The 12,828-nt window shown below is 32.0% G+C and carries 11 protein-coding genes and 1 pseudogene; 4 read left to right on the top strand and 8 right to left on the bottom strand.

Annotated elements, in window-relative coordinates; translation table 11 throughout:
- Positions 1–26: 26 nt before the first annotated feature.
- The 6 genes and pseudogenes from E0W68_RS06115 to E0W68_RS06090 form a co-directional block, all read right to left on the bottom strand.
- Entirely contained in the window at positions 27–1,049 is a 1,023-nt protein-coding gene (locus E0W68_RS06115) for an HNH endonuclease signature motif containing protein (protein WP_135218537.1), read from the bottom strand.
- Positions 1,042–2,805: a restriction system-associated AAA family ATPase gene (locus tag E0W68_RS06110; protein ID WP_135218536.1), complete on the bottom strand. Its 1,764-nt coding sequence runs from the start codon at positions 2,803–2,805 to the stop codon at positions 1,042–1,044. The genes E0W68_RS06115 and E0W68_RS06110 overlap by 8 nt, the downstream gene beginning before the upstream one ends.
- Positions 2,802–4,163 carry a restriction endonuclease subunit S gene (locus E0W68_RS06105; protein ID WP_135218535.1) on the bottom strand — a complete coding sequence of 454 codons (1,362 nt, stop codon included), beginning with the start codon at positions 4,161–4,163 and terminating at the stop codon, positions 2,802–2,804. Before E0W68_RS06105 ends, E0W68_RS06110 begins: the two co-directional genes overlap by 4 nt.
- A 3-nt stretch (positions 4,164–4,166) precedes the next feature.
- A complete protein-coding gene (locus E0W68_RS06100) occupies positions 4,167–5,825 on the bottom strand; it encodes a class I SAM-dependent DNA methyltransferase (RefSeq protein ID WP_135218534.1) in 1,659 nt (552 codons plus the stop codon).
- Between the two features lie 447 nt (positions 5,826–6,272).
- Positions 6,273–7,883, bottom strand: coding sequence for a competence protein CoiA family protein (locus E0W68_RS06095; protein ID WP_135218533.1), 1,611 nt, complete (start codon positions 7,881–7,883; stop codon positions 6,273–6,275).
- Between the two features lie 50 nt (positions 7,884–7,933).
- A pseudogene (locus tag E0W68_RS06090) lies at positions 7,934–8,467 on the bottom strand (DNA polymerase Y family protein).
- A gap of 570 nt (positions 8,468–9,037) precedes the next feature.
- Between E0W68_RS06090 and E0W68_RS06085 the strand changes: the two are divergent.
- Positions 9,038–9,412, top strand: coding sequence for a hypothetical protein (locus tag E0W68_RS06085; RefSeq protein ID WP_135218532.1), 375 nt, complete (start codon positions 9,038–9,040; stop codon positions 9,410–9,412).
- A gap of 121 nt (positions 9,413–9,533) precedes the next feature.
- On the top strand, positions 9,534–9,968 hold the full coding sequence (locus E0W68_RS06080) for a JAB domain-containing protein (protein ID WP_135218531.1): 435 nt from the start codon (positions 9,534–9,536) through the stop codon (positions 9,966–9,968).
- Between the two features lie 341 nt (positions 9,969–10,309).
- Here the strand turns inward: E0W68_RS06080 and E0W68_RS06075 are convergent, their stop codons facing one another.
- A complete protein-coding gene (locus E0W68_RS06075; protein ID WP_135218530.1) occupies positions 10,310–10,540 on the bottom strand; it encodes a helix-turn-helix domain-containing protein in 231 nt (76 codons plus the stop codon).
- Between the two features lie 242 nt (positions 10,541–10,782).
- Here E0W68_RS06075 and E0W68_RS06070 point away from each other — a divergent pair, with 242 nt between their 5' ends.
- Positions 10,783–11,211, top strand: a complete 429-nt coding sequence (locus tag E0W68_RS06070) for a hypothetical protein (RefSeq protein ID WP_135218529.1) — start codon at positions 10,783–10,785, stop codon at positions 11,209–11,211.
- A gap of 46 nt (positions 11,212–11,257) precedes the next feature.
- On the top strand, positions 11,258–11,797 hold the full coding sequence (locus tag E0W68_RS06065) for a hypothetical protein (protein WP_135218528.1): 540 nt from the start codon (positions 11,258–11,260) through the stop codon (positions 11,795–11,797).
- A gap of 758 nt (positions 11,798–12,555) precedes the next feature.
- On the opposite strand, the gene E0W68_RS06060 is transcribed toward E0W68_RS06065, so the two are convergent.
- Positions 12,556–12,828: T9SS type B sorting domain-containing protein (locus E0W68_RS06060; protein WP_135218527.1), on the bottom strand; the 273-nt coding region annotated here is incomplete at its 5' end.

Genomic DNA, 12,828 nt, shown 5'->3' with positions numbered 1-12,828 from the left:
AACAATCTATCACGCTATTTTTTGACTTATGCGCTTGTCTGTAGAAATGCGTTATCTTTCTTTACTGCTTTTAGAAATGCAATTTTTAGAAATTTTTTATCATCAAAATAGTCATTTTTATAGTCATTTATAAGGAAATCTATGGTTTCCAAGTATGTCCAATTTGGATTTAAACTAACAAATTGATTATGCAACCTTCTAATATGTCCTAAAAAAGATGTAGCAAATCTTTTCATCTGACTGCCATATCTTTCTTCTATATCAAATAACCACTTCCAAGTGTCAATTTTATCACTGTTGCCAATAAAATCAATTTTGAAATCTTCAAGCTCCGTTTCAAGTGTTTCATCATTATTACTTAGTAGGAATTCTGAACATATTTCTATAGAATGGTCTTCTTGAGAAAAGGGATAAAACACAACTCTTTCATTTTCAATTGGGTCCCTAGCTTTTTTCCTGTCAGAATTACATTTATAACATAAGGGGACTAGATTTCTAAAATTAACACTTGCAAATGGATATTTTGATTTTGGAAGATAATGGTCAAAGGCTTCTCTATATTTGCTTTCAAAGGATTCAATATCAATTAATCCACAACATGGGCAAACATGAAAATTATTATGTTTGATTAGTGCCTTGTAGTAATCCATTTTATCACCTACAACTTTCTCTTTATTAAGAAGGACTTCATAGCACCACTTAAAAAGTGGTTTTATATCATTACTTATAACGTCATTTAACTCATTTAAATAAATTGGTATTTCTCCATTACATAATCTTTCGATATCGTTATTTTTTTCAAATGCTTTTTTAATAAGTGCTCTATCTTCAATTGGGATAACTTGAAAAATTTTATATATTCTTTCTACTTCATTTTTTAAAGTCACACCTTTTTTTACGGAATAGACATAAAGAGCTTTAAATTCGTTTTGAAGTTTGCTATCACAAGCTTCATCACAAGCTTCGCACCATACATTACATACTAAATGTTCTAGAATAGTATGTAATTTAAATATATCGTGTTCAATAGGTCTATATAATCTAAGCATTATTTTCAGGTTTAATACGGTTTAACTTAGCTAAGACTAAATCTTTTTCTATAGATGGCCCAAGTTTTCTTAAATTATTTTTGGCATTTAGGACATCATTCTGAGTTCTTATTTTATCAAAAACTATATTTAACAATTCTTGCTTAGACCAATCTCCAATGGACTGATTATATTCGAATAACTCGTTTAGTATTATTTCTACTGAAGTTCCATAAGTATTAAAATCTAATTCTAATGCGCTTTTAGCGTCAACTTTCTGTGTTTCTTCATTACGTTTGAAAAAAATAACGTTGTTTGGCATACAGTCTGAAATAATAAAGGGAGAATGTGAGGTAATTATCACATCCTTTAATAAATGTACATTTATATCTCCATCAGTTAATCCCTTAGGATTGCCAGCAGTAATACTGTCATTTAATATTTTAATGAATTTAGCTCGCCATGATGGATTAAAATGAGTTTCGGGCTCATCTAAAAGGAGTAAGCTCCTCCGCTCTTTCATCATTAAGCAGATACCTATCGTGTGTAAGAATTGATGTTCACCATCTGAAAATTCTCGAAGCAACAGGGGTAATGGCTCTTCATAACCTTTAACTTTTTTGAGTATTCTATAGTCAAGAAAATGAAATACAGTGTCTTGAGGAGCAGGTATGGGCAATTTGCCATCTGTATAAAATCCCTTTGAGTTATATACATCCTCTTTGATACTATCTGAAACTATATTTGAATTGAGTTCATAAAGCACTTGAAAGAAGCGGAATAACTCAAATGAAGTCTTAAAATGTTTTTTGAAGACTTTTTTGGTTATATCATCCACAAAGAAATCAAGGCTTAAAACAGAAAATGGACCAAAAAAACCATCAATCATATCAGATTGTTCTTCATAATACGAAGTTGCGCATTTTTTTAAATCTTCTAGCCTAGCTCTTATATGCTCAAGTATTGGTTTAGAAGTGATAACTTCTTTATCAACCATTGCTAAACCTTGATTATTTAGGTTCATAGTAAAGCTTTGTAAACCAACAATACCGAGCTCTTTTTTTAACGGTTTAAGCGTTTCATCATCTTCAAAAATTAATGCAGCTAATAATACTGCTTGACTCATACTCTCATCAATATATATAAGACTTGTTTCAGGCTCATTGAACAGAATTCTACCTTTATAGTCTTCTCGATATTTATCAAAATTGACTAACCTGTTTTTTATAAATGGTAGGCTTAAAATTTCATTTTCACCTGAACTGTAGCCAACAACCAAATCAGGCAGATAAATTTTACCCTCAGCGGCTTCATTATTATTTTTAGAGGGAACTAATGAAATTTCTTTAAGTTCATTTTTTGCTTGAAAAGGATATTCTTGGATAAACATTTTAGGTTCATTATCTACTTCCTTTTTTTGCTTATCATTAGTTTTCGAAATAACAACCCTATAAAAATTAGGCAAAATATATGGCTTGTCATCATGTTTTCCAATTAAATATTCTAATTGAAATGAATTGGGAGTACAAATATGACGTTTAAAATATTTATCAAAACTTTGAGGTCTAAATTTAGCCACACAAAATTCTAAATGATAAAAAATTGATGCCAGAGCTTCAAGAACATTAGATTTACCACTACCATTTAAACCTGCAAAACAGAAAGGTTGAAATGTCTCCAAGTCAGCCACTCTTGACTCTAAATTATGAAAGTCTACGATGAAGTCACTATGTAAACTTCTAAACTCATCTTGAATATGTAATTTTAATAGTTTCATTGTTTAATGATAAGCTCTACACTTTTATTTTTGTCATTAAAACGCTGTGTTAGAATTCCTGACTCTAAAAGTTGGAATGCAACTTTCTTTGCTTTCCTATATTGGATTAAATGCTCAAAATCTTTATCATTTAATTTTTCAACTAATTCCCTTAAATAAACAGTAGCGATATCCCGCACGTCATTTTTGTCTTTTTCTAAGTCAATATCATCTATTAAAGATTCAAGAGCAACTTCTTCTAAAACATTAAGTTGACCACTAAAAGCTTGTTGAATTAATGAATTAAACAATTCTTTAGTTTTAGAAAATGTCATAAAATATTTTTCTTTAAAAGCTTGATGCTTATGTACAAGATAGCCGAACTTTTCCTGTTCTTTTAGCGGTGGAACAGGACATATAATTTGTTTTACATCTTTTATATTAATTCTCTTAACAGTAGCGCCAACAGTCCTTATTTTAATTTTAAATTGTATTCCATTAGAACGTAAAAGAGCCCAAAAATATTCAGGTGTAACAAGTTCATGATTTACACGAAACAACATTACTCTTTGACCTAGACTTATATTAACATTATTTGGGATGAGTGCTGCATCACCCACAGTGCCTTCCCTTCCAAATACAATATCACCTTCCATTGGTTCTAACCTTAATATCCTAACTTTGTGACCTTCTGAATTAAGGTACTTGATCGAATCCCAAATAATTTCTCCACCCTTTATTTCAGATGTTCTAATACAGGGATATTCCGTTATTTCATCTACATAATTTGGGGTTGAGTGAGGACAATCTATAATCTTTGAGCAAATCTCAACAATCTTTTTCGTTTCATAGTTGTTTGGATTATTATAACTATCTCCAAACATAATATAGAATTGAGCTTGTAATAAATCATCTAATCCCGCTATTGCATCTTCTCTTTTCTTTAATAAAGAGCTGACTTTATCTAAGAGGGTTACAATTTCATTTTGTCGTTCAATTGGATATATTGGAACTTCAATGTTTTGTATGTATTTTTTAGAAATATGTTTCAATCCAGCACCTTTAAATCCTCGCTCAATTATGTGCAAATTACCAAGTAAGTAATAATATACAAATTTCTCATTCAGTTCTATATCGTTTTTTTTAGAAATAACAATACAATCTGTAGATGTTGAAAATCTATCGGTAGAATAGTGAATACTTGGAGAACCACCCGTTCCAAAGATTAAAGATGGGTCAGAATATTGCCAATTGTCCACCCATTTTGAAAGTGTTGGACTAGATGTATAAAATGGGAAATTCCCTTCTGACAAACCTTCCCCTGCTTTTATTTTGGACTTCTCTTTAAAAAGAAATAGTTTCTCTAATTTTACTTTCATAACTTAAATAAGTTCTTGAAGTTCATCTAATTCTCTTAGTATTTGATTTTCCAATTGAATTAGGCTGTCTAAAATCTTCTTTGGAGCTTCATATTTTTTTTCGTAGTATTCATGCTCTTTATATGTATTATAGCTTAAATCTAAGTCATTTTCCTGAATTTCAGTTAAATGAACATAAAAGTGTTTTTTCCTATCCGAGATAATAGTTCTATTTCTCTTAGAATATTCTTGTTTTACTATTGGGAGTGGGTTTTCAGTTAGTTTCCTTCTACTATCATCAAGAGTATACCCATCATTATCTAATGAATAAAACCAAACCTTCTCGGTATTCCACTTTTTTTTGTTTTCATCAACTTTAGTAAATACCAAAATGGCAGTTTTTACCCCTGTGTAAGGCTTAAATGCTCCTGCAGGTAAAGAAACAACAGCTTCTAGTTGGTTATCTCTTAGTAATATTTCTCGTGTAGCTTTTTGAGCTTTGGAAACACCAAATAAAACTCCTTCAGGTATGATAACCGCTGCTTTGCCCCCTATGCGTAGCATTTTGGAAATTCGAGATAAAAATAGTAATTCCGTTGAGCCCGTATCTAGCCCTAAGCTTGGATTAACGTCACCTCTATCCAATTTGCCAGTAAAAGGAGGGTTGGCTAAGACGATATCATATTTAGCTTCTTCATTATAATTCTTACTTAAAGTATCTTTATAATTAATATGAGGATTGTCTATGCCGTGCATCATAAGATTCATTAAACCTAGACGTACCATTGTAATATCAATATCAAACCCATAAAAGCTTTCATTTAACTTATGTTTCGTTTCTTCATCAAGAAAAGAAGAGACTTTAGCTCTTTCAAAACCATCTTCATCTATTTGTAATAAGTTGGGTTCTTTTTTTCTAATTATATCAGTGAGTATATATTGATATGCACCTAGTAAAAAACCTCCAGTACCACAGGCTGGGTCCGCAATTTTATCTCCTAATTTTGGCTCTGTAAGTTCAGCAAGCAACTTTATCAAATGTCTGGGAGTTCTAAATTGCCCATTTTTGCCAGAGGTGGATATTTCTTTAAGAAGCATTTCATAGACATCACCTTGAATATCTTGAAATGATTGTTTCCCTTCTTCAGCATCTTTTTCAATTTCTATAAAAATTTCATCAACTTTTTTAACTACTTCTACCAGCAACGATGGCTTTTGTATTATAAAAGAAGCATCAGTCATATAATGTGTAAAAGGAGATAATTCTCCGTTTAATTCTTTAATGAAAGTAAACACATTATTTTTAACGTGTAGTAACATTTCAGAGGCTGGAAGCATATCCTTAAAATAGCTCCATTTTAATTCACTTTTTCGCCTCGATCTAAGCGCTTCATCCCTTCTTTTATTTAACTCATCCTTCTCTTCTTCTGTCATACTAGGTTTCGGACGATATACCGTTTCATCAATCCAGGGTATATAATTGCCATCAAATTTAGAGATATACTTTTTTCCTTTAGATGTTGCTTCTATTTCCCTAGTATTTTCTAATTCATCGAGTTTCTTAATGAATAACAAATATGTAATCTGCTCTATAGCAGTTATAGGATTAGAAATTCCTCCCCCATATAGAGTATTCCATAAACTCATTATTAAGGCTTTTAACCTTGCATTATTTTGTAACATTTTTGTGTTTTTTAAGTTATGGGATTTGCATTTAAGTTATTGATAAATAGACTAATAAATAAATTAAAATTTTAGAAAAATTTATAAATACTTTCAACCTAAATAATTAATCAAAAGTAGAGCTTTTTTTTAAAAGGTTGTTCATCTACAATCATCCTTATAAACATCCCCCCCCTTTTTTAAAAGGAAACATTTTTTAAAATAACACTATCAATTATATCCTCAGCAAGTAATTTATGTAATAACTTTAGTCGGGAATACATCATGCACAGCTATTTATCACGCCTGCTCCAATCTTCTCCCTCTTTGTCTACTCCCTGATGTAGCTATTTTTATGGGCATTTACATTATTACAACCCATCCTTCATTTTCTGTATTATAAAAGGAACATTGATTTACGCTTAAAAACTATTAGATATTAGTTTATTGTAAAGCCATTCGTAAGTCTTACCATGATTTCCAAGCTCCTTTTCTAACAAGCTCAAGATGTGCTCTGTATCTGTCACAAGTGCTTTTTCTTTCAGTGAAATTGCGTAAAAATCCCCTAACTCCAAGTATTGAGTTAATTCTTTCGGACAACTCGGAATTTCCTGAAGCATCTTCATTCCTAATTCTTTCAATGAATTCTCTTTCAATGGCTTCCACTTCTGATATACTTCGTCTTTCTTCTTCTCCAAAGCTTTCTTCAAGGCTATTGATTTCTGTTTCAATTTGTTCTCTTCTTTCTTCAATTTCTCTAACTGAACTTTCAAGGTTTTCTTGTTCTCTTCTTTCCTGTTCAAGAAACTCTTCGTGAATTTCTCTTCCAAATCGCTCAAATTGTTCTCCAAAATCTCCTTCTTTTCTTCTAAGCATTTCAACATAAGCTCTTTCTCTTTCAATATCTCTTCTAATTCTGTCTCGCTTGGCATCAAACTCTCCTCTAATTCCTGTCTCAATTGCTCCTGAGTTAAGGATGTTTCTGATATTTTTTGAAAGTAATTCTGTAGATTCTCGAAGTTCTCTATCTTTTTTAATATATCTTCTTTCCAGATTTGAATATTTTTCTGTAAACGCCATTTCCTCTTCTCTAAATTCTTGATATCTTTGTTCAAGTTCAAATTGTGAGTGTTCAAACTCTCTATATACTTCGCTCTCGTAGCTTCTTTCCAGCTCTTCCAGTCTTGTTCTTCTTTCTCCTGAAGCTCTCGCAATTCTTGATATTTCCTGTTCAAAGAGTCTGATAGTTCTTCTGTATTGTTGAGATTCCAAGTTTCTGCTAATCGAGCGTATAAGGTTATTAATTTGCGCTGTTCTGCAAGTGGCAGATTCTTCAAAAAACTTTCTTTGCTGTTCATCAATTGATGATACTCTTTCTGGATTTCCTTCGGAAATTGATAGGTAAGTGGTGTTTGCTTCGAGTTCATTATATACCCATTTAATCTTAGATACTGATTTTAGACTTGCTTCTATTTCTTCTTGAGGTACTTTAGGAATTATTATTTGAACTGTATCAATACCTAATCGCCTTAACTTTGCTTTTTTCTCATCATCAACTTTATGTGTAATAACAAACTCTACAAATAGAATTGGCTTGTCATGAATGTCAAAGAAAGTAACATCAGGCCTGATTAAAAGAAACCTGTCTTCTATATCAGGATTTTTACCATACTTTATATTACCATCTTCATCTTCATAAAAACTAAGTTGTGATTTTACTTTAGCTGCTACACATATGCTTCTTTCCTTTAGTATAATAGGGTCACCATCAACATCTTTTGGGGGATATTTAATAACAGCAGGAAGCTTTAGTTCTTTAAGGTTGTGGAGAATTTGCTCAGCTAATCTTTCGCGGTATTCCCTACTGGAATATACACATTCCGTACTTTTCTTATCAACATTAAAAGCATGATGCCTGAAGTAGGATTGATATTTTGTAGGCTTTACTGCCTGCATCTCTTTCTTACAGCCCATGCAGTAATATCCTTTTAGCCCACTTTCCGCATTGGCTATATGAATAGGCTTGTCATAAATATCAAAAGCCCAGTCATTTTGTTGCTCAAGGTTTACTTCTTTCATTGCTTCTATAAATCATTGAGGGCTAATATATAATTTTTAGATATATAAATCTACTTCATCTTATATCTCGGCAAACCTGATAAAGGGTTTAGGAATGGCTTTACCATTCCTTCAGGTATTTCTATATTACCTTTAGGCTTGCTTTCACCTGTACCTATTTTAGATACTGTTTTATTAACTGAAAGAGCAAAACTAATGGGAAGACCAGTTTCTTTGGAAACTGTTTTGGCAAGTTCATTAGTCCATTTATAACAGCCATAGAACTTATACATACCTGTAATATCAAGGTAAAATTCATCTATACTTGCTTTCTACTTACAGGGGATTTTTCCTCAATAACTTCTGTAACAGCATGAGACATTTTAGAGTATAGCTCCATATCTCCCTTTATGACCTTTGCCTGGGGAAATAATCTCAATGCCATTTTTATTAGGCATCGCAGAGCGCACACCAAATATTCTTGCTTCATAAGAACATGAAGCAACAACACCCCTATCAGAACTACCTCCAATAATTACAGGCATATTGTCTAGTTTTAAATCCAATAGCCTCTCACAAGACACAAAAAAAGTATCTAAATCCATATGCACTATAGCCTTGCTCATAACGTCTTAAATTAGAATACAAAATTATAATATTATTTTCTTATATAATTAGAATTTAATCAACAATTGTTTTTTTCTATAATTTAATTCACACTATACAAATAGATTGAGCTATATTTTTTTTAATAAAATTATTTAATACATCTATAAGTCTGTGAACCTCCCTATAAAAACAGCCCCCCCTTTCTAAAAAAGGAAACTCCCCCGTACCCTTTCTTATATAGATTTTTTTTCTTGGCAGATATATCAATCTTTGAAAATTATTTAATCTATTTTGAATTAACTTATTCAGGAGTGAAAGTTATTTACATACAATTATATGATCTAGTAGAATCTCACAAACTATTATGTAGCTTTAAACATCTAATCTTTGTAACCCCTCTCACTCTCACGTACCATCCCCACTAAATACCCCTACTTATTCAGGCAGGCTGGTCAGCCTGTCATACTGGTTTATTATTATAATTAGAAAGCTCAAGGTGATAGTTGTAGCTCTGGTTTAATGGTGTAATCATTATGTTTTTATCAACTCAAAAACCTTTAAGTATTATGGTTAGAATTGTAAACTACAAGCAAAGACAAGCTGAAGATGGCAAAGAATTCTTTGTGCTTGAAATCACAGGTGGTATTGAAATGGTAATGTCAAATGCCACAGGACAATTTTATGCTACTGCTAAGAAAGCCTACCTTGCTTCAACCTTTGATGAAGAAATTTGTAAAGCCCTTGTTGGCTCAGAGATGCCAGGAAGTATTATTAAGGCAGAATGTGAGCCTTATGAATACACTATCCGGGACACAGGGGAAGTAATTACCCTTAACTACAGGTACGTGTATCTTCCTGAGCAAATGGGAAACTTACAAGCTGATGCAAATGCCTTTTCCCGAAATGGGCAGCATGAGGAATTAAAAGAACAGCAAGTCTAAAGTGTAACCAGTGCTGAAGTGCCTTTTTATCTGAATACTTATTTTGGTAATTTCCATTGAGAAATCCTGAAAATAGTTTCGGAAATAATTGGCACTTTGGCACTTTTAATTTATTCAAACCATGCAATTAGCAGAAATAAAAGTGTCCTATATCAACCAGGGCACTCAGAGGTTAAAGGTATTGCATAGTAAAGCCATTTATGAAGCAATACTGCCATTATGGAGCTCTGAGACCATAGAATATATTGAGGAAAGTAAAATCATACTACTTAACCGGGCAAATGAAATTCTTGGGGTATATGAATTATCCAAAGGAGGTATTTCAGGTACAGTGGTAGATATAAGAATTATCCTCGGGGTAGCATTAAAGTGTAATGCCAGTGCAATAGTACTCATACACAATCATCCTTCAGGTAATTTACAGCCCAGTGAGCCTGATAATAGAATAACAAGGCAATTAAGAAAGGCATGTCATTTATTAGACCTGGTGTTGCTTGACCATTTAATAATCTCTAAGGAAGGCTACTATAGCTTTGCTGATAGTGGTACTTTATAAGTCTTGCAGTATTTACAAAATCTGCAATTTTATCTTTTCCAGACTATCTATAATTTTAGTATTATTATCTACTCTCTCTATACTTTCCTCTATTATGTTGCCACTTCTATATTTCCCTATTATGGTAGTAGAAATTATAAAATGTGTGTGTATGTAAAGGAGTATAAAAAAGGCTATTATTACCTGAAATTAATTTCCAGATTAAATTCCAAGATATATATACTATAGCGAAAATGTGATGAAATGAAGGATAAAATAAGGTTCTGATATCTCCTTTTACTCTTTCTGAGGTTATAAGCCCAGTAAACAGGCTTGTAACTGCCTAATAGCGAAAAGTAGTTTTAATCCTGCTCAATTTGGATTAAATCAGTGAGTGATACTTCCAATGCAATAGCTATTCTGTAGAGTGTATAGATGGTTGGATTAGTCCTTCCTGATTCTATCCTTGAAATGTTTGTCGTATCTATATCTCCCTGAATTTTAGCTGCAAGGTCAACCTGTTTCATACCCTTTTCATTTCGCAATTTCTGCACCTTTTTACCCACTTTTTTAAGTAATTCTGATTTTTCCATACTTGACATATTTGGCAAGTCAAGTAATAGTTTATATTTGCTTTAACTTATGCCATATATGACAAGTCATTAATAATGAACGATAAAAAAGAAAAAAATATAATAGCTGAAATTATTGTGTTTTTTGTTTTCGCAATAATAGGTGGAATTAATGTAGACATGCTATTTGAGCAATTCACATTCTTTTCCTTAATACTTGTTATTGTCTCATTTATAATAATAGTGTCTATTTTTTTACGAAGATGAACAAGAATTATAAAAAGTCAATCATACAAGATGATTTAAGGGAAGCTATTAATAAAACTCCATGTAAAAAATGGGGTAAGTGGTTTAATGATGCAGAAGAGCCTTATCCATGTGTATGTTCTGTACGTGATGAATACTGTATAGAACTTGAATTATACCATGAGTTACAGAAGGTAATCAATCTGTATAATCAGGAAGCCTATTTCAAACAAGCCCTTGAAGAATTTGAGTTGATAGATAAGCAAAGTAGTACTGCTCTTCTCTCATGGATAAAGAGGTACCAAGGTATTGGCAGTAAGCTATTCTTTAATACCACAATTACTATTTCCCGTAGCTCAGAGAAAAATGATAAGCTGATAATACAGCTTAATCCTGATGAATTCAGCACAGTAATTCAGTTTCAGGAGATATTTACTACTGTGTAATATTCCGAAGGATTTCAAACCAATATTAACATCTAAATTACTAACCATGAAATTAAAACTGTTACTGTTCTGCGTAACAATAGGACACTTGATGTACAGTCAAAATGTAATCAACTTTAATGATAAAAGTTATCCCTCTACAGATGCATTTTATTTTACTCAAAATGCGAGTACACATAGCTATTCAAGCTCTCGTAAATATTATGAGCCTATAACTTTATCAATAGGAAAAAACAATAAAGGAGGAGTAATTCTATTACAAAAAGATAACCTTCTTAAACTTGTTCATGATGAAGGGTTCAATGAAGAACTAAAAATTGAAGCTCATCTAACAGGAGATTTATATATATACCTTCAGGACAATTCTGTAATACATTGTATAGACAGGGAAATATATGGGTATATAGATGATACTTCGAGTGTGCTTTATTATCTCACAAATATTGAGATTGACAAACTCAAAAAATCAACTATTGTAAAGATAGTATATGGTTTAGAGGCAGGAATTAGAGAGACTAAAAAGTATAGTGCTTCTGCTCAGGATAACGATACTACTGAAGCTATAAATATTCTGTTTAATGAATAACCACCTCTTGTAAGTGGTTTTTTTATTACAATTATGGAACAATTAAATCTACCCTTCAGGTTAGGGATGGATTATGAGGAATTGGAATTTGATTTAGAAATACTGCCTGATAGAATACAAGGCTATGATAGTTACATTTACTTGGGAAAGTTTAATAATTTTCTGAATTATATTACAAATAAAACTGAACTAATATTCAGGATGGATGTACTGGAAGCAATTATTATTAGCTTACCTTTAAAGGAGTCCGAGGATATTGCAACACGATTGGAGAGTTTATTAAGTAGTCTAAATATAAAAGTCCAACACAATTTCAAGTTATATAGGTTTTATAATAATAACTATGTAATTTGTATAACTCTACTTGGTAATAATACCTACATCCTAATATCAAATGATAATATTATATCTCCATTACTCCTATCCCTATTATGGTAGTAAAAATTATTAAAAGGGTGGATTTGAGGAAACATACATTTCTGCTATATTGTAAAGTGTTGAATATAAGAGTTTATACTCACTTGGTTCGAGCCCAAGAGGGGGAGCTACTAAAGAAAAGCCACTATTTATAGTGGCTTTTTTGATTTTAGACTTTTGCAAATTCCCGAAGAGATGTTATTCTTCAAAGTTGTAATCATAAAATGATTCTTCTTTTGGTTGATAATTTTTCCATGTAAAAAAAATTTCCCTGTTTTAACCCACAAAAGTAAGGGCAGCCAATCGGCTGCCCTTACTTTTATATAAGTGAACAGAATAACTTATCTCTTCAGCGAGAAGTGCGCCTTAAACTCTCGAGTAAGCTCTAAGGGTACTTCCACCATAATCGGTTCATTAGTTACAGGGTCATTCACAATGGCTCCGCTTGCATCTCTCAGAGGTTGTATACTGATTGTCTCTTCATTGAAGGTTACCGTAAACCAGTAGTCGTCTGCTGGTAGTGGACTGCCATTGTAAGTACCGTCCCATCCTTCACTTTGCGAACTGATTTGTTTGATCAGCTTGCCGTAACGGTCAAAGATGTATATCTCCGC

The organism is Flavobacterium salilacus subsp. salilacus, assembly GCF_004634195.1.
In the GTDB taxonomy this organism is placed as follows: Bacteria; Bacteroidota; Bacteroidia; order Flavobacteriales; family Flavobacteriaceae; genus Flavobacterium; species Flavobacterium salilacus.
The sequence above is the reverse complement of the archived record's forward strand: the minus strand, read 5'-3'. Positions and strand labels throughout refer to the sequence as shown.

Excerpts from the sequence above, each read along its gene's own strand:
- E0W68_RS06115 (WP_135218537.1), bottom strand. The coding sequence starts at position 1,049 with ATGCTTAGATTATATAGACCTATTGAACACGATATATTTAAATTACAT.
- E0W68_RS06110 (WP_135218536.1), bottom strand. The coding sequence starts at position 2,805 with ATGAAACTATTAAAATTACATATTCAAGATGAGTTTAGAAGTTTACAT.
- E0W68_RS06105 (WP_135218535.1), bottom strand. The coding sequence starts at position 4,163 with ATGAAAGTAAAATTAGAGAAACTATTTCTTTTTAAAGAGAAGTCCAAA.
- E0W68_RS06100 (WP_135218534.1), bottom strand. The coding sequence starts at position 5,825 with ATGTTACAAAATAATGCAAGGTTAAAAGCCTTAATAATGAGTTTATGG.
- E0W68_RS06095 (WP_135218533.1), bottom strand. The coding sequence starts at position 7,883 with ATGAAAGAAGTAAACCTTGAGCAACAAAATGACTGGGCTTTTGATATT.
- E0W68_RS06085 (WP_135218532.1), top strand. The coding sequence starts at position 9,038 with ATGGTTAGAATTGTAAACTACAAGCAAAGACAAGCTGAAGATGGCAAA.
- E0W68_RS06080 (WP_135218531.1), top strand. The coding sequence starts at position 9,534 with ATGCAATTAGCAGAAATAAAAGTGTCCTATATCAACCAGGGCACTCAG.
- E0W68_RS06075 (WP_135218530.1), bottom strand. The coding sequence starts at position 10,540 with ATGGAAAAATCAGAATTACTTAAAAAAGTGGGTAAAAAGGTGCAGAAA.
- E0W68_RS06070 (WP_135218529.1), top strand. The coding sequence starts at position 10,783 with ATGAACAAGAATTATAAAAAGTCAATCATACAAGATGATTTAAGGGAA.
- E0W68_RS06065 (WP_135218528.1), top strand. The coding sequence starts at position 11,258 with ATGAAATTAAAACTGTTACTGTTCTGCGTAACAATAGGACACTTGATG.